Annotated in this window: 18 protein-coding genes and 2 pseudogenes; 8 read left to right on the top strand and 12 right to left on the bottom strand. The window is 60.3% G+C overall.

Annotated features, from left to right (window positions below; all coding sequences use genetic code 11):
- The 5 genes from ACTIEN_RS10300 to ACTIEN_RS10280 form a co-directional block, all read right to left on the bottom strand.
- The coding region (locus ACTIEN_RS10300) for a helix-turn-helix domain-containing protein (RefSeq protein WP_439523045.1) at positions 1-266 on the bottom strand (266 nt) is incomplete at its 3' end.
- Between the two features lie 42 nt (positions 267-308).
- Positions 309-638: a hypothetical protein gene (locus ACTIEN_RS10295; RefSeq protein ID WP_439523044.1), complete on the bottom strand. Its 330-nt coding sequence runs from the start codon at positions 636-638 to the stop codon at positions 309-311.
- Between the two features lies 1 nt (position 639).
- The gene (locus ACTIEN_RS10290; RefSeq protein ID WP_439523043.1) at positions 640-2,565 is read right to left on the bottom strand and encodes a glycosyltransferase; all 1,926 of its coding nucleotides are present in this window, start codon (positions 2,563-2,565) and stop codon (positions 640-642) included.
- Positions 2,504-4,066: a hypothetical protein gene (locus tag ACTIEN_RS10285; RefSeq protein WP_439523042.1), complete on the bottom strand. Its 1,563-nt coding sequence runs from the start codon at positions 4,064-4,066 to the stop codon at positions 2,504-2,506. Before ACTIEN_RS10285 ends, ACTIEN_RS10290 begins: the two co-directional genes overlap by 62 nt.
- Before the next feature lie 46 nt (positions 4,067-4,112).
- Positions 4,113-5,339, bottom strand: a complete 1,227-nt coding sequence (locus ACTIEN_RS10280) for an NAD-dependent epimerase/dehydratase family protein (protein WP_439523041.1) — start codon at positions 5,337-5,339, stop codon at positions 4,113-4,115.
- A gap of 224 nt (positions 5,340-5,563) precedes the next feature.
- Here ACTIEN_RS10280 and ACTIEN_RS10275 point away from each other — a divergent pair.
- From ACTIEN_RS10275 to ACTIEN_RS10240, 8 genes and pseudogenes are all read left to right on the top strand, one after another.
- Positions 5,564-5,935, top strand: a pseudogene (locus ACTIEN_RS10275) (DNA methyltransferase); the annotation flags it as partial.
- A complete protein-coding gene (locus tag ACTIEN_RS10270; protein ID WP_439523040.1) occupies positions 5,932-6,255 on the top strand; it encodes a DUF7220 family protein in 324 nt (107 codons plus the stop codon). The pseudogene ACTIEN_RS10275 and the gene ACTIEN_RS10270, both read left to right, overlap by 4 nt.
- A complete protein-coding gene (locus ACTIEN_RS10265) occupies positions 6,255-6,743 on the top strand; it encodes a phage terminase small subunit P27 family (RefSeq protein WP_439523039.1) in 489 nt (162 codons plus the stop codon). The genes ACTIEN_RS10270 and ACTIEN_RS10265 overlap by 1 nt, the downstream gene beginning before the upstream one ends.
- Positions 6,744-6,816: 73 nt before the next feature.
- On the top strand, positions 6,817-7,275 hold the full coding sequence (locus tag ACTIEN_RS10260) for a hypothetical protein (protein WP_439523038.1): 459 nt from the start codon (positions 6,817-6,819) through the stop codon (positions 7,273-7,275).
- Positions 7,275-7,787, top strand: a complete 513-nt coding sequence (locus ACTIEN_RS10255; protein ID WP_439523037.1) for a phage terminase small subunit P27 family — start codon at positions 7,275-7,277, stop codon at positions 7,785-7,787. Before ACTIEN_RS10260 ends, ACTIEN_RS10255 begins: the two co-directional genes overlap by 1 nt.
- 67 nt (positions 7,788-7,854) lie before the next feature.
- Positions 7,855-8,577 carry a recombinase family protein gene (locus tag ACTIEN_RS10250; RefSeq protein WP_439523036.1) on the top strand — a complete coding sequence of 241 codons (723 nt, stop codon included), beginning with the start codon at positions 7,855-7,857 and terminating at the stop codon, positions 8,575-8,577.
- Positions 8,578-8,938: 361 nt separating this feature from the next.
- Positions 8,939-9,160, top strand: a pseudogene (locus ACTIEN_RS10245) (YcbK family protein); the annotation flags it as partial.
- The gene (locus tag ACTIEN_RS10240; protein ID WP_439523035.1) at positions 9,157-9,414 is read left to right on the top strand and encodes a hypothetical protein; all 258 of its coding nucleotides are present in this window, start codon (positions 9,157-9,159) and stop codon (positions 9,412-9,414) included. The pseudogene ACTIEN_RS10245 and the gene ACTIEN_RS10240, both read left to right, overlap by 4 nt.
- A 322-nt stretch (positions 9,415-9,736) precedes the next feature.
- Here the strand turns inward: ACTIEN_RS10240 and ACTIEN_RS10235 are convergent, their stop codons facing one another.
- From ACTIEN_RS10235 to ACTIEN_RS10205, 7 genes are all read right to left on the bottom strand, one after another.
- Entirely contained in the window at positions 9,737-10,243 is a 507-nt protein-coding gene (locus ACTIEN_RS10235; protein ID WP_439523034.1) for an AAA family ATPase, read from the bottom strand.
- Between the two features lie 99 nt (positions 10,244-10,342).
- Entirely contained in the window at positions 10,343-11,041 is a 699-nt protein-coding gene (locus ACTIEN_RS10230; protein ID WP_439523033.1) for a DUF4386 domain-containing protein, read from the bottom strand.
- A complete protein-coding gene (locus tag ACTIEN_RS10225; RefSeq protein ID WP_439523032.1) occupies positions 11,041-12,030 on the bottom strand; it encodes an EamA family transporter in 990 nt (329 codons plus the stop codon). The genes ACTIEN_RS10230 and ACTIEN_RS10225 overlap by 1 nt, the downstream gene beginning before the upstream one ends.
- A 168-nt stretch (positions 12,031-12,198) precedes the next feature.
- Positions 12,199-12,852, bottom strand: a complete 654-nt coding sequence (locus ACTIEN_RS10220; protein ID WP_439523031.1) for a DsbA family oxidoreductase — start codon at positions 12,850-12,852, stop codon at positions 12,199-12,201.
- Positions 12,852-13,475 carry an NAD(P)H:quinone oxidoreductase gene (gene wrbA, locus ACTIEN_RS10215; RefSeq protein WP_439523030.1) on the bottom strand — a complete coding sequence of 208 codons (624 nt, stop codon included), beginning with the start codon at positions 13,473-13,475 and terminating at the stop codon, positions 12,852-12,854. Before wrbA ends, ACTIEN_RS10220 begins: the two co-directional genes overlap by 1 nt.
- Positions 13,476-13,582: 107 nt before the next feature.
- Positions 13,583-14,548 (bottom strand): LysR substrate-binding domain-containing protein, encoded by a 966-nt coding sequence (locus ACTIEN_RS10210; protein ID WP_439523029.1) that lies wholly within the window; start codon positions 14,546-14,548, stop codon positions 13,583-13,585.
- Between the two features lie 151 nt (positions 14,549-14,699).
- Positions 14,700-15,038 (bottom strand): VOC family protein, encoded by a 339-nt coding sequence (locus ACTIEN_RS10205; RefSeq protein WP_439523028.1) that lies wholly within the window; start codon positions 15,036-15,038, stop codon positions 14,700-14,702.
- Positions 15,039-15,085: the final 47 nt, after the last annotated feature.

The following is a 15,085-nucleotide window of genomic DNA, read 5'->3' as shown; positions in this document are numbered from 1 at the left end:
AGCGGCGGCACACGTGACGGTCGTGTCTTGTCGCGCTTGAGACCGACCACGCCTTCCTCGAGATACCGTTGTTGCCAGCGCCAGACGGTGGGTTTCGACGTCTTCGCGCGCCGCATGATCTCGACCGTGCCATGACCGTCTGCCGTCGCCAGCACGATCTCGGCCCGCCAGACAAGCTTGCGCACGGTGTTGCGGTTGCTGGTCAGAGATTGAAGCTCAGCACGGTCGGCGGGGCCAAGGTAAAGGCAGATGTCGGAACGTCTCATGCCAAGAATGTGGCACATCAAGCCGCCGATGGGAATCTTGTGTCAGGTGGTGAACACTAGAGCCCATCGGCGCTCAAGAGAGCCTTTCATGAACTGCCGGTCGTTTCCGTTGACATCCGGGTAATGTTCGCGGCGTAAACCAAAGCTCAAAGTCCCGGTGTTCCCGGTCCCATAATCCAGGTCGCGCTGGATCGAGACCGAAGCCCCCAAACGCCGTTGCAGATCAAGGCGCATCCCCAATGTCGGATCATCGACATCCAGTGCGTCGGTATCAAAGTACGTTTCGAAGGATGTCGTCCAGTCCTGTGCAGCTGCCATTGGCGCTGCTGTAGTTGCCGCAAATATCGCAAATGCGTCAAAAAGTTCTCTCATGTCATGCCATCCAATTCGGACGGGAGCCGCGCTCGGCAAGGGCGGGGCGGCTATAGATATGTCTGGCGGATTCTCTCAACCGGATGCTCATCATGGATTCAAGCGTGAAATAAGATCGCATCAACCGAAACGCCAGATACCGCGGCAGGTGGATTATGACACCTGGAACACCGTTCAACAGCGCGGCCACTACCGCAACCAATGACGGCGCACCAACAAAAGTCGCAATAAGAGCAATCCAACTCAGGGAATCGAAACGGGTAAAGGGAGTCAAATAGCAAATCAAACCGTAAATCACGAGCGGCAACATCATCGCACGGCGTGCTAGATTAACTAGCATGAATGGAATCACGATTTTTCCACGTATCGAAAACCGCGGTCCAAATAGCAGATCACGGCACCGCGCGGAGTAATGCAATGTTGATCGAAACCACCGGATTCTCTGTTCGCGCATATGCCAGTAGGTGGCAGGAACCTCGGATACGTATTTTACCTTTGGGCTGACCACCAACCGATACCCCATTTCGCCAATTCTAAGTGACGTGTCGGTATCTTCGCCATTCATTCCGAAAACAAAACCACCAAGTATTTTCGGCAGTTCCGAGCGATACAGCGCAAACATCCCCGGAATTGCAACGACGCCATTCATCGCCTCGAAGGCACGATTGTAGAAACCGTGGCGCAGATAGACCTCGACCGCGCGAGCCCCGTCAAACGGTCCCTTTCCGGGCGGAAGGGGGATACCACCGACGACACCGACAGAGGGGTCCGCCATCAGCTGTACCGCGTGGACAAGGGTGTCTTTCTGGACAAGCGTGTCGCTGTCGATCCGCACAAAAAAGTCAGTGTTGATCAGTTCCAGCCCAAGATTCAAGGCGTGGGATTTTCCTGGTTTGGGCTGTTCGAGGATCGAGCCTGTAAGGTATTTTGCGTTTTCCAGGGCTGTCCTGGCCTTCTGGACGGTTTCGTCCTTTGACCCGTTGTCCACCATCAAGAACCTGACCTGCCCGCCGTATGCGCCCGCAGCCACATCCAGCGCTTCGATGGTATGGGTGATAATGTATTCTTCGTTCAATGCGGGCATCAGCACAGTCAGCTCCGGCGCAAACGGAGTTCTGGGCCGAAGCCACAGCACCATAGATGTGTAGCTATAAAGAGTGATGAAGAAGATTGGAAAAACCATGAAGAGGCCTGGGCCGATGCCCCCCAGCAAAGCTATTGATCGTAAGCCCTGAATTTGCTTGGGGTAATATTGTAGAATGGTAAGGGCCAGAAAGATCGCCAGCGCACCGGCCAGAAACAACCGGATCAGCGCGGCCCCGTTGCCGCGCGTATTGATCGTCATGGCAACAGGGATCGGCATTTCCCCCCATTCCAGCATTTTGTAGGAAAACACGCAAAATCCGGTCACACCTCCGAAAACCTCGATTGCCCGCAAGCTCAGCCGAACTTGAAATATCAGATCAAAAGCGATCAGAATCATGTCGGTCAGCAAACAAAGGGCAAGGAATGTCAGTGCCAGATCCAGTGTAATCAGGATTCGTGACCGCAGTTTTGTATTTGTGAACATGCCGAAAGCGATCAGAAAACTAAGGATAAACAGACGAATCGGAATGGCATTGGTTCCCCGAGCAGGGGCAAGTATCAGGGCGTCGCGTTGGAAAAACTGCGAAACGGGCGGAAACACGTTGATCAGCCAAAGCAGAAACGCAGCGATCAGGGAAAAGGCGACCAGTACCAGCACAGCAAGGTGTGGGGGCACTTTCTTGGAAAACTCTGCGGGTGCTGAATCGCGCGATTGGAACTCGTTGTGCGAGCGCCCGATGAAATGGTCCTGAACCTGTGGTGCGGAATGGAACATGGCGTCAGGGCAGCGTGACAAGCACTGATGTTCGAAGATTGGCCGGGCTGTCAGACCCGCCACCATCTTTAACCTGCATGATTTGCGGTGTTTGCGCTCCGTTCTCGTCAGCGGAAAGCCATATCAGCCAATGGCGGGCCGTTGGTGCCGTATCCATCAGAGTTTGCAAACGTGACGCCGTATCATCACCGGAAAGGATCGTCATCGTACCGGCGGGTGCGGGGCCGGTCCCCTCAAATTTGAGATAGTGCGCTGGAAATACCGCCCGCACGGTTGCAATGCCGATCGTCGCATCACGTGCAGACAGGTTTGCGGTCGACTTGAGGGTGAACCGACCAGCCGTCCCCGCATAAAGACCACCATAATAGTCCGCATCCGGTGTGCCATCCAGGACGGACAATTCGGTAAGGTGCCCCATCGCGGGCGGCAGGTCGCGGCAATTGTCGTGTCCTTCGGCGGGGCGGCTGAGGTTGAAATCAACGTTGCCTTTGAATCCCTCCCCCATTTGATCCAGCGGAACTTCTCTTTTCAGGTCTATCGCTGTGCCTGAAATTGTTTCCGAATGGACCAGTCTGTCGTTCAGTGTTACCGTCAAGAGCCAGTCTTGGGCAACCAGGCTGGCGATCCGCAACCCAAAATCAACGGAGGTCAGTTTCCCTTGCCCCGGCAACTCGCGGCGGTCAAAATTGATCCGCCAGTTGTTTACCCGCAGCAAGGGCCGTGACAGGGTGTTGACGGCCAATTGATCCAAACCCACGGGCCAACTGTCGATCTTGGATGGCAGCGGATCGTATCCTTCGACCAGCTGCCTGGCGTCGGATTCGGGAATTGTCAGGGCCTCTGACGGACTATCGGCTTCGGACACAAAGGTAATGGGGCCGTATACCCCCGCCAGGCTCAGCAAAGCGTCCTTTTGATCGGTCCCCGCGTCCGTCGGCCAAATGACCTGCGCAGGCAGACCAGACGCCCGCATCAGATCCAAGGGTGCCACCAGCGGCGCGTCAACAGACAAGGACAGATGGCTGGTAGGGTGCAGTCGCACCACCACACCGCTGTCCCAGTGCCGCTGACAAACGATGCGCGGTGCGGCGCCTTCGATGGCCATGGTCACCACAACCCGGTCTGCCAACAGATCTTCGTCCCTGAGTGGAAACAAGACTTGATGCCTCTTCACGCCACCTTGCAGAACGATCTCTGATCTCCGTGTACCGTTCACATTCAAGCGCAGTCGGGCCACTGCACCGTGTTCCAGATCACTGGTCAGGTTCAGCACAACCTCCCCGGCACCGACATCTGCTGTGCTTGGCAACGGAAATTCCGCCCGTCCGTACGACTCAAAGCCGCTCAGACCAATCCAACTCTCGGGTGAACTGTAGGGAACAGAGACAATGGTGCCCTGCAAAGGCGTGTGATTTTCGCTTCGGTCCCAGCGCTGGTCGTGTTCGATCACCCGATCGGACGACGCCAAGGCCGCAATGTCGGGCAAGTAAATTTCGCGCTGCTCATAGGCAAGCGTCGCCAAGGCAGCCAGCAAGAGTGTTACGCAGAGCAGTCCAATCAATCGCATCGCACAGTCTTTCCGACTCACGCAGAGAGGAACAGCCGCATGACCGCTACTGAATGCTTTTGCCGCGGTCCAACGCAGCTTCGGTCACGATCCCCGGCCTTTGGTCAGCGGTCCAGACTGCGGTGGCGGCCACAGTGTCGGTGCGCACACGGTCGAAATACCGGGTGGCAATCTCGACTGTTTCTTCCAGCAACCCTTCAGCAAGTGTGATCGGGTTCAACCCCATTCCCAGCAAGGTCTTGTTGGAAACACTCAGGTTGTTTTCAATAGCCTCTTTCCGCGGGTTCCGAACAAGCGCAATTTTCGACCCGGTGATATCGGAAACGATCTTGGCCAGATCACGCACCCGATGGGTTTCGGTCATCTGGTTCATGATCTTCACCTTGTCGCCTCGTGCTGGCGGGTTATCGACCGCTAGGGCAACCGACTTGACCGTGTCCTGAATATTGATGAATGCGCGCGTCTGCCCGCCTGTTCCATGTACCGTCAGGGGAAGATCGGAAGCAGCTTGCATGAGAAAGCGATTTAGAACGGTACCGTAGTCGCCATCATAATCAAATCTGTTGATAAGACGGTCATCCAGTCGGGTTTCTTCGGTCTGGGTGCCCCAGACTATCCCCTGGTGCAGATCCGTAATCCGCATGTTGTCGTTCTTGGCGTAATACTGGAACATCCGCTGATCCATGACCTTGGTCATATGATAGACCGACCCGGGTTGCGACGGGTACAGGATTTGCCGCTCTATCATGTTTCCTTCACCGTCTTTTAGAAAGATCGTCAGGTAACCTTCGGGGATCTCGATGCCCGCTTCGTCATATCCATAGACGCCCATCGTACCCAGATGAACCAGATGCACATCCGTGGCCAAGTGGCTTAGAGCGACCAGTATGTTGTGCGTTGCTCCGATATTGTTGTCGACGGTATAGCGTTTCCGTGTCGGGTCTTTCATCGAATATGGGGCGGCACGTTGCTCGCCAAAATGGATCAGGGTTTTTGGCTGTTTTTCCTTCAGGACCGAAAAGAACAAGTCGTAGTCTTTTGATACATCCACATTCAAAAATTCGATGCTGTTACCAGTGACCTCTTTCCATGCGTCAATCCGGTCTTCGATGCTGCAGATGGGCGTAAGGCTTTGCGCGCCCAACTCTTCGTCGATGGCACGGCGAGACAGGTTGTCGAGGATTGTAACCTCGTGTCCAAGTCTTGAGTGGTGCAACGCGGTTGGCCATCCGCAAAATCCGTCGCCACCGACAATCACTATCCGACTAGGCATATTTTCCTCTACACGACTCACAAAAATGTAACTTAAGTATTTAATTTATAACCTTTAGATAGCAGAGACAAGCTAAAGGTTATATCCGCACCTCAACTTGCGTCATTCTGACTGAGTGAGGGTTCACCTCTATGCCGGGGCAAAAGGATGCAAAGGAGCCGTTTCCTGACAGCCCCAAACATTGCGGTGATCAAGAAACAGGAAACTGTATCGGTTCGACACATAGGAATACCGGCAAGGGGCACTGGTCGGGCGATCGCAAGCAATCGACGCTCTGGTCGATCCCCAGCCGGGACCAGGACGCCCAGACGGTGCACGGCACGCAGAAGCCGGTGGAATGTATGCGCCGCCCAATGCTGAACAACTCCAGCCCCGGTCAGGTCGTCTACGAACCCTTCTGCGGATCGGGCACCACCCTGATTGCTTCCGAGAGCACGGGACGCGCCTGTTACGCCATGGAGTTGGACCCGGCCTATGTCGACGTGGCTGTGCTGCGCTGGCAGGCCTTCTCCGGCAAGGCCGCTGTTCTCGAGGGCGATGGACGCAGCTTTGCAGAGGTCACGCAGGAGCGTCAGAAGGTGGGAGTGCCGGCATGAGCCAGACCCGCACGATGTCGTTCATGGAAACCGCGACAAGCGTGGCCGCGGGGTTCCTGCTGTCGTTGGGAATGCAGGTGGTCCTGTTCCCGGCGGTTGGCCTGCAGTCCACGCTTACGCAGAACCTCAAATTGGCTCTTGGCTTCACGGTTCTGTGCCTGGCCCGCAGCTACTGGGTGCGCAGGGTGTTCGAGCATCTTGGCCGGACCGGAACCCCGGGGAGCGGGTCAATCTCTGGGAAAATCAATGCCCTAACCGGTCGCCCCGGCATGTGCACGCATGGCCATGATTCCAACCGGGGGGCAAAGGCGGGTGAGTGATGGCGCGACGCGGACCAAAGACCAAACCCACGCAATTGAAACTGCTGTCCGGCACGGCGCGCAAGCACCGGCTGAATGCGCATGAGCCACGCCCGGAGATCGCACGACCCGATGTGCCGCATCATCTGACGCCTGCGGCACAACTGGAATGGGACCGAGTGATCGAGGAAACCCTCAATCTCGGCATCCTGACCAATCTCGATCGCGGGGCGCTGGCCGCCTATTGCCAGGCCTACGGGCGCTGGGTGTCTGCGGAAACGGCACTGGCGCGCATGGCCGAGAAGGACGCGATTACCCATGGGCTGATCATCCGGACGAAGGCGGGCAATGCGATCCAGAACCCGTTGGTCGGCGCGGCCAACAAGGCGATGGCCGACATGGTGCGCTACGCCGCCGAGTTCGGGCTGACCCCTTCTTCGCGAACGCGGGTGTCAGGGGCAGGGTGTTCAGATGACGACGATCCGTTTGCCATTTTTGATCGGGCGTGAGGGAGGGCAACGTGCAACACTGGATGTCGGTCTTCGGGGACTTGTCTGCAATGGTTCGTATGCGGGAGGCGGAATGATGGCCCGTCCACCGATCACCCTGACCGAGGATCAGGTGCGCGAGGTGGAGACACTTGCGGCCTTGCTGAATCAGGACCAGATCGCGGATTACTTCGGGATCGCGCGCAACACGTTCCGGGCCATCTGCGAGCGCGACGAGGAGGTTCTTGCACGCTACAAAAGGGGCAAGGCCAAGGCGATTGCCCATGTGGCCAACGGATTGCTGCAGCGCGCGCGGGCAGGCGACACCGTATCGTCGATCTTCTATCTCAAGACGCAAGCAGGCTGGCGCGAGACAAACGAATTGCACCATGTCGCACCTCAGCCTGAGCCGCAGCCAACCAACCTGTCGGAGATGAGCGACGATGAACTGCTCGATTACCTGGAGGTCACGAAGGCCCTGATCGAAACGGTGGTGAAAGACCGCGACCGGTTTGCCCAACGAGCCCTGCCTGTCCCGAATGGGAGGCTGTGATGAGAGGCCGCAAACCCATGCCGAAGTCAGGAACGCTGGCCGCAACACCCCTGTCTGCGCTTCCGCGATGCCCGAACCACCTGAACGATGTGGCGCGCAAGGAATGGCGCAGGCTGGCGACACCGCTGCACGACGCCGGTATCCTGACCCTGGCGGATCGCGCGGCACTGGCGGCCTATTGCGTGGCCTACGCCCGCTGGGTGGAGGCGGAGGAAAGGCTCGCCGAAACACCAACCTTGCTGAAGACACCGAGCGGCTATGTCCAGCAGTCGCCCTGGCTGACGGTGGCCAACAAACAGATGGAGTTGATGGGCCGGTACATGTCCGAGTTGGGGCTGACACCGGTGGCGCGCACGCGGACGGCATTGGCCGATACGGCTGCTGCCAGCACGATACCGACGATCAGGCGCATTGTCATTGGTCCACCGGAAATGCCGAAGCGCGGATCGGATGGCACGGACAAGTCGGCGATCCGGCTCGTGAACGCATCCGAGGACAAAGAAACCAATTGATATCAGTGGACTAGGGCGCCGCTGTCACCGTACAGAACTGCCAAACGAACGTTGCGCAGGTGTGTACATGGTCAGGACTGCTGCCCCAAATCCGAAGCTGGTTGCCTATGAACGGGTCTCGACGGCCCGGCAGGGCAGATCGGGGCTCGGGTTGGAAGCTCAGAGAAAGGCCATCGAGGATTACGCCGATGCCAAGAGCGCGACGATCCTTGCGCGCTTCACGGAAATTGAAAGCGGCCGCAAGAACGACCGGCCGGAACTGGAGAAGGCGCTGCAATTGGCCCGGCTGACCGGCGCGACGTTGGTGATTGCCAAGCTCGACCGTCTATCCCGCAATGCCGCCTTCCTGCTCACTCTGCAAGCCAGCGGCGTCCGCTTCCTCGCGGTGGACATGCCCGAGGCCAACGATCTGACTGTCGGCATCATGGCGCTGGTCGCACAGCAGGAGCGCGAGGCGATCTCCAGGCGGACCAAGGAGGCGCTGGCGGCGGCCAAGGCGCGCGGGGTCAAACTGGGCAACCCGAATGGGGCTGCGGCGCTCAGACGGGCAGGGCAGGATGGTCAGGCGCTCCGGAAGACTGTCTACGACAATGTTGATGCCTTTGCAGAAAGCCTTGTTCCCCTTCTCCGGGATATCCGTGAGCAGGGACGCACTTCGCTGCGAGCTATTGCAACAGAGCTCAACGCAAAGGGCATTCGTACCCGCCGAGGAGGCCGATGGCATGTTTCGACTGTCAGAAACCTGATTGCAAGGATCGACCATGGGATCGCCAAACTGCGGACTCTGTGATGCGATCGGTTGTCATACGCAGTCCACTGAGGCAGAAGGGAAGGGGAAATGGTGGGCCACAAGTCATGAAGATCGCAGCACTGAGCGCATTGATCACACTTACGATGATTGCCGGATGTGGACCGCTTGCCGGGGATCGCACAGTGGTTCGGGGTGCAGGGCCAGATGAGATGCTGAAGCTTCGAGCGGGACCAGGGCTTGGCTTCAGGGTGATTGTGGGCTTGCCAGACGGTACTGAATTGATCCGACGGGATTGTGTAACCGAAGCATCCCAACTCTGGTGTCGGGTCTCACTTACGGATGCTCCGGCTGTTTCGGGATACGTTTCCGCAGATTACATCGCCACACCCTGACAGTTTTCGACGGCCGCACCATGAAGAGCGGCGGGGCGGCCAGTATGGCGACGCTAGGCGGGGCCGGGGACGAGGTGGCGCAGAGCGTCCTGGCGGAGACCCAATCCACAATCCTGCCGCTTGTGCCGTATCTCGACACCCTGCGCTGTGTGTTCATTGCAGTGGCGCTCGGTGGCATCGCGATCACGATCTACGCGCGGCTCGACGATTGGAAGCGAGGGCGGCGATGATCGCCGGGCTGCTCACCGGGATCGCCGCGAGCCCATGGATGCGAGCGGCGCTGCGCTACGGCGCCATCGTCCTCGCCGCGGTCCTGTTCCTGATTTCGCTTCGCGGATCCGGCGAGCGAGCGGGACGCCTCGCCGAACGCCTTGAGACAACGGAGAAGATCAATGACGTCCGACGCCGGATGCTTGAGGCTGCGGCTCGCCGCCCTCGCGATCGCAACGAGCTTGCTGAGCGGCTGCGCGACAGGCATTTCTGACGGTAGCGGGCCGGGGCGTGTTCACCTGTCGTCGAGTACAGCAGTGAGTTTCAGGCGCGGGCGGCCGAGGAGCTGGCCCTGCTGCCTGAGGGTTCGGCGGTCGTGGAGATGCTGGCGGACTACGCCGTGATGCGGGAGCAGACTCGGGCATGTGGGTAGTCCGGCCTCACCAAGCGGCCCAGGAAACACTAGTGGGGAATGGCGATGAAGCCGCGAACACTTGCGAGCAAGATGATTGGCATGCAGTGCGCAAATTGATTGCGACCAAGTTACATTTGGAGGAGCGTGTTCTGCACGGCTTCTGATCTGATTTTCGGGTCTCCTACACCTGATCGTGTGCCCCGCCATGCACCACGAGATCAAAGCCTTCTTCAGCGGTCGGCGATACGAAGTGACTGGAAAACTGGTGGAATTGTGCCTCTGTCACCGCGAAGGGGTGGTCTCCCGCCGCGTTTCGCGCGCGCAGCCGAGCCAAGCAGACCTCGTCTGGCACGTCAAACACATGAAGCTGGTGCGCGGCCTCAGTGCCGGCGATGATCTCCCTCATCCAGGCGCGTTGCGCGACGCTGTTTGCCGGGAAGTCGAGGACGACCGACACACTCGCGTTCAGCAAGGCGACCACATGAGGCCCCAAGACACTTTGGAGCTTCGATGAGCACCGCACATAATCCTTCAGCGAATGCAGCTCATCTGCGAAGAGCGCATTGAGCCAGGCGTCCTCAGCGATAAGAACCGTTCCGGGCGTGGCCCCAAGCCGGGCGGCCGCGGTGGACTTCCCGGACGCAATCTTACCGCACAGCATATGCAGCGTCGGAGATTCAGATAACATTGTTATGGCTCCCTCATTACGGATGAAAAGATTTCAGGATTGGCCTGTAGCGGGATCTGATGCCAAAGTATTGGCCTCGCGCGCCAAGCCATTGACAGATCATGCCGCCGCATTCCTTTCTCGGTGACTGTTCCTTTGAAAAAGCAGCCGTACGCAGAACGCCGTCTCGGCGAGGATCGTCAGCAGATACGCCGGTACGAATGCCTGGGACCATTCAGGGGAGAAGAAGCGCAGGCCGCTGCCGATAAGATAGACGAGTCCGGCGATCGCCAGGCCGGCCCCGAATACCTTCGCAAAATGACCTGATCGCCAGACAAGCAGACCCATGATCAAGCTGTTGACGCCAAAGAAAACGAGGCCGAGATCATAGCCATGACCGTGCAGATCGAGAAACACCAGCGCAAGCGCGTTGGCATCGGCAAGCTCATTGGGGCCAGAAATCAGAAGCCACGCGGCTTGCAGGGTCATGAGGTTCGCGGCGATCAGCACGGTCTGGATCAGTCGGAACACCATCGCGGACAGGGCAAGCCCCGGCGACGCGGCCCGAAAGATCAGATAAAGCAGTATGGCGAGCCCGGCATCACAAAGCGCCATCACCAGGTCGGCGGCGATGGCCAGCCGGAACTGGCCCGGGGCGGCCAGTATCGCCGCCGCGGTGCCTGCTGCATCGCCAAGGTCGATCAATGGGCCACGCAGGGCCAGCTCGGCCCCAAGGCCTGCGACGATTATGAACAGGTACAACAGGCCGGCAAGGCGGGCTTTTCGGGCAAACTCGGGCGCCAGCGCGGGATCGGTCATCAGGGCCTCCTTTTGGTGCGATCGGACATGACGTACTGGAGCGAATTCGCGCCGAACGTTGCCAAAAACGTAGCGATGCGGTTCATGAGCGTTCCGCCAGCTGGGTCGGGCCTCGCCTCCGGCTTTGCCGGCGTTGGCGTCGTCGGGCGGTTCGCCCGTTGACCTGCCCAGACCGAGCCGAGGACGATCACCGCGCCGAGTCCCTGCAGCAGGGACAGCGACTGGCCCAGCACCACCCAGCCAAGGATCACCGCCGTCACCGGGCTCATCATGCCCAGCATCGAGACCGCGCTGGGCTCAATCCGGGCGACGCCCCGGAACCAGAGCGCATAGGTGGCCGCAGCACCGATGAGCCCGAGCCAAATAAGCCCGGCCAGGTTCGTCGTCGTGAGCGGCGGCAGCGCGGGTTCAATGATTAGCGCCAGAGGAAACAGGATCAAACCCCCGGCAGTCAGCTGCCACGCAGTGAAGCTGAGGGCGGATACCGGCGGCTGCCATCTCCGGCTGAGTACCGTGCCCGCTGCCATGGACGCGGCACCACCAAGCCCGGCGGCGATACCCACCGGGTCAAGTGCGGCGCCCGGCGAGATCAGCAGAAGCGCCACGCCCAGAACGCCAGTTGCAGCTGCGACGACCGCACCCGCCCGGATCGGCGTGCCGAGCCACCCGCGCGCCATGAGGATCACCATCATGGCCTGCAGCGATCCCAGCGTGGCCGCAACCCCGCCGGGAAGCCTGTAGGCGGCCACGAACAACAGCGCCCAGAACAGCGCGAAGTTGAAACTGCCGAGCAGGAAAACGCGACCGAGCCAGGCACGGGGTGGCAGGCAACGCGTGACAGCAAGCAACAGCAGTCCGGCCGGCAAGGCCCGAAGTGCTGCAAGGGTCACGGGATAGCCCGCAGGGAGTGCCTCGGTCGTGACAAGATAGGTGCTTCCCCAGACCGCCGGGGCGAGCGCTGTCAGAAGGATGTCGGTGGTACGGGACATGGCTGTGTCTCCTGGCGGGGGTTTACCAAAGCGGATGGAGGGGCAAGCGCGGGCGGTCCGGCCGGGGATCGAGGCCAATGTCGCGCATCAGGTGAGGCGGCAGATCGCACGGAACGCCGCGCGGGATGCGGTGGCGGTACCGGACTGCAGTGCGGAGGAACGAGAAGGTCATGGCATTTCCTTTCTGGCGACAAGGCGGAGGGCGGCGCGCAGTTGCGCGGCCAGATCCTCACGCGGTCCATTGACGAGCCGAGTGCCGGTCTCGCAGACGATGAGGGTTGGAATGGAACGGACCTGGAGGGCGCGGGCGTGTTCCCGGTCGGTCTCGATGGCACGAAGGGTTTCCGGGTCTTCGAAGACCTCTGCGAAGACTGCGGCTTCAAAGCCAAGCTCGCGCGCGGCGTGAAGCACGACCTCGGGATCCGCAATGTTCCGCGCCTCGGTCAGATGTGCGCACTGCAAGCGGTCGAACATGTCCCAGTGGGCGGCCTGCCCGCCGAGCCGCTCCGCGGCCTTGCACCCCTGCGCCGCGGTCATGCCGTGGGGATAATCGAACGGGGCGGCGCGCATCGCGTCGATATCGACGAGCTCCGGCCGGTCGCTGACTTTCCGGCACGCCGCCCAGTGCCCGAGGATGGTCTCGCGGGCGTCCTCCAGCATGCCCCAGCGGGAGGCCATCTCGGCGCGGCTGGCTTGCAGGACGAAGGTTCGGTGCCGGATGTCGAGGTCGAACTCGGCGGCAAGCCCCCGCATCCGCGACGAGATGTTGAAGCACCAGCAACAGACTACGTCGTGGAAGAAGTCGACGGTGAGGGAAGCCATCACGCGGCCTCCTCTGACAGGTTGCCTCCGGCCAGCCGCGCGGCGATCCGGGCGACATGCGCGCCCTGGAAGCGCGCGCCGGCGAGGTCGGTCTCGGTGGGCGCGCGTGAGCCATCGGCCCCGGCGATGGTGCCCGCGCCATAGGGCGCACCGCCGACGATGCCGTCGGCCGTCGTCTGACCGGCGAAGGTGTAGGGCATGCCCGCGATCAGCATTCCGAAATGCAGCAGCGGGATCTGGGTCGACAGCAGCGTTGCCTCGTGTCCACCATGCTGCGAGCCAGTGGAGGCGAAGACGGCGGCCACCTTGCCGACCAGCGCATTCCGCGCCCAGAGCCCGCCGGCCTGGTCGAGGAAGGATTTCATCTGCCCGGCCATCATGCCGAAGAGCGTCGGCGTGCCGAAGATGATGGCGTCGTAGGCTTCCAGATCGGCCGATGCGGCAACGGGCGTGTCGTCTGGGACGAAGCCAGCCTTCTGTCGGATTCCCTCTGGAACAGTTTCGGGCACGCGACGCAGGTCGACATGGGTGCCTGGCACGCTGCGTGCGCCTTCGACTTCGGCCTGCGCAAGGGCACGAACATGGCCATAGCTGGAATAGTAAAGAACAAGAACGCGGGTCATGGGATCCTCTCGGAGTTTCAGGTTTCGATGCCTGAGAGGATCGGGGATCAAGCGGGCTGGAATAACCCGCCGACTGTCACTTCATTCTTTACGCAGGTTGAAGAATGTCAGGACCGGAGCGTCGCGCGCAGGTGGTCTAGGAAGGCCGTAACCTTCGCGTCCATCCCCAGCCGCGAGGCCGTCACGGCGAAGATTTCCGGCGCGGGAAGCTCCCAGTCGGGCAGAACGCGCACCAGCGCGCCCCGCGCCTCGGCCTCGTTCGAGACGAAGTCCGGCAAGGTGCCGATGCCCTGGCCCGCGATCAGAAGGTCGCGCAGGACGAGGCTGTTGCCGACACGAACCGGCGGATCGAGATCGATCTTGACCGTGCCGGAAGGGCCAGTCAGCGCCCATGAGGTCAAGTGGTCCGCAAGCAGGAAGCCGATCACCCTGTGCCGGGCGATGTCCTGCGGGACAACCGGCACGCCCGCCCTTTCCAGATAGGCGGGTGCTGCGAAGATCCGTTGCTGCATGGTCCCGATCCTGCGCGCCACCAGCGCCGAGTCCGGCATCGCGGGCCGGATGCGGATCGAGACGTCGAACCCGCCCTCGACCATGTCCAGCACCCGGTCGTCCATCGACAGCGTGAGGCGCAGATCGGGATAGGCCTCGAGAAACCCGGTCAGGATCGGCGCGATGACCGTCTGCCCGAACGAGCTGGAGGCGTTGACATTGAGATGCCCCCGTACCGCCCCAGCGCCGTCGCGGATCCGCGTCTCGACCCCGGCCACTGCATCAAGGATGCCGCTCGCCTCTTCGTAGTAGAGCCGCCCGGCATCAGTGAGCGACATGGACCGCGTCGTGCGCGTCAGCAGCGTGGTCCCGAGGCTTTTCTCGAGCAGCTTGACCTCGCGGCTCAGAAGCGCGGGTGACACGCCAAGATCCTCCGCCGCACGCGCGAAGTTGCCGCGTTCGACGATGCGGCGAAAGGCGTGCATGACAGACAGCTTGTCCACTTGGCTGAAATCCGATTGGTTGACGTTCGGTCCACGAAAGAGCGCATACTCATGAGAATAGCATAATTCGCCCAGCATTGTTAAAGGCTTGGCTGTGTCGCATTCCGCCTAGAGTGCTGAGTCGCGTTTCACCCAGAGTAAATAGCCAGCAAGACGGTGCATCATGTGCCTCGAGGATGGCGGACCGACCAATGTATCGGGCGTTTATTCCCTAGGCAGACAGACACAGCTAGTTGCCATCAAGGTCTCTCACATAGGCCGAGAATTTCGGACCACGCTGACCCGGTGCACCCTCGCAGGTGCCGCCCAATTCAAGGGCCAGACCGTGCATCCTTTCAACGTCTTCTTTTGCTCCGACAGAAAAGCCAACCATCGTGCCATTCCCGTTGGTTGCCGGCGCCTCATCGAAGGGTGTCGCGATTGCGAAGGCAAAGTCCTCGCCGAGCCAGTAGGTCATGCGGTCCGACGGCGACATGGTCTGAAGACCCGCGCCCGCGAAAAGTCCGTCGTAGAAGGCCTTCGATGCGCGCATGTCGTTCGTTCCGACGACGAAGTAATTCATTTTCATGGTTATCTCTCCGGTTGAATTGGTGGTTAAACTGACTGCATGGCGCG

The sequence above is a fragment of the Marivita sp. genome (assembly GCF_051859345.1).
Lineage (GTDB): Bacteria > Pseudomonadota > Alphaproteobacteria > Rhodobacterales > Rhodobacteraceae > Marivita.
Note: the sequence above shows the minus strand (reverse complement) of the source record. Positions and strands in the feature narration are given on the sequence as shown.

What these genes read in the sequence shown, in the direction of transcription:
- ACTIEN_RS10295 (WP_439523044.1), bottom strand. Translation starts at nt 638, where the DNA reads ATGAGAGAACTTTTTGACGCATTTGCGATATTTGCGGCAACTACAGCA.
- ACTIEN_RS10260 (WP_439523038.1), top strand. Translation starts at nt 6,817, where the DNA reads ATGATGGCCCGTCCACCGATCACCCTGACCGAGGATCAGGTGCGCGAG.
- ACTIEN_RS10210 (WP_439523029.1), bottom strand. Translation starts at nt 14,548, where the DNA reads ATGCTGGGCGAATTATGCTATTCTCATGAGTATGCGCTCTTTCGTGGA.
- ACTIEN_RS10250 (WP_439523036.1), top strand. Translation starts at nt 7,855, where the DNA reads ATGGTCAGGACTGCTGCCCCAAATCCGAAGCTGGTTGCCTATGAACGG.
- ACTIEN_RS10270 (WP_439523040.1), top strand. Translation starts at nt 5,932, where the DNA reads ATGAGCCAGACCCGCACGATGTCGTTCATGGAAACCGCGACAAGCGTG.
- ACTIEN_RS10290 (WP_439523043.1), bottom strand. Translation starts at nt 2,565, where the DNA reads ATGGTGGCGGGTCTGACAGCCCGGCCAATCTTCGAACATCAGTGCTTG.
- ACTIEN_RS10285 (WP_439523042.1), bottom strand. Translation starts at nt 4,066, where the DNA reads ATGCGATTGATTGGACTGCTCTGCGTAACACTCTTGCTGGCTGCCTTG.
- ACTIEN_RS10225 (WP_439523032.1), bottom strand. Translation starts at nt 12,030, where the DNA reads ATGTCCCGTACCACCGACATCCTTCTGACAGCGCTCGCCCCGGCGGTC.
- ACTIEN_RS10220 (WP_439523031.1), bottom strand. Translation starts at nt 12,852, where the DNA reads ATGGCTTCCCTCACCGTCGACTTCTTCCACGACGTAGTCTGTTGCTGG.
- ACTIEN_RS10230 (WP_439523033.1), bottom strand. Translation starts at nt 11,041, where the DNA reads ATGACCGATCCCGCGCTGGCGCCCGAGTTTGCCCGAAAAGCCCGCCTT.
- ACTIEN_RS10280 (WP_439523041.1), bottom strand. Translation starts at nt 5,339, where the DNA reads ATGCCTAGTCGGATAGTGATTGTCGGTGGCGACGGATTTTGCGGATGG.
- ACTIEN_RS10255 (WP_439523037.1), top strand. Translation starts at nt 7,275, where the DNA reads ATGAGAGGCCGCAAACCCATGCCGAAGTCAGGAACGCTGGCCGCAACA.
- ACTIEN_RS10240 (WP_439523035.1), top strand. Translation starts at nt 9,157, where the DNA reads ATGATCGCCGGGCTGCTCACCGGGATCGCCGCGAGCCCATGGATGCGA.
- wrbA (WP_439523030.1), bottom strand. Translation starts at nt 13,475, where the DNA reads ATGACCCGCGTTCTTGTTCTTTACTATTCCAGCTATGGCCATGTTCGT.
- ACTIEN_RS10265 (WP_439523039.1), top strand. Translation starts at nt 6,255, where the DNA reads ATGGCGCGACGCGGACCAAAGACCAAACCCACGCAATTGAAACTGCTG.
- ACTIEN_RS10205 (WP_439523028.1), bottom strand. Translation starts at nt 15,038, where the DNA reads ATGAAAATGAATTACTTCGTCGTCGGAACGAACGACATGCGCGCATCG.
- ACTIEN_RS10235 (WP_439523034.1), bottom strand. Translation starts at nt 10,243, where the DNA reads ATGTTATCTGAATCTCCGACGCTGCATATGCTGTGCGGTAAGATTGCG.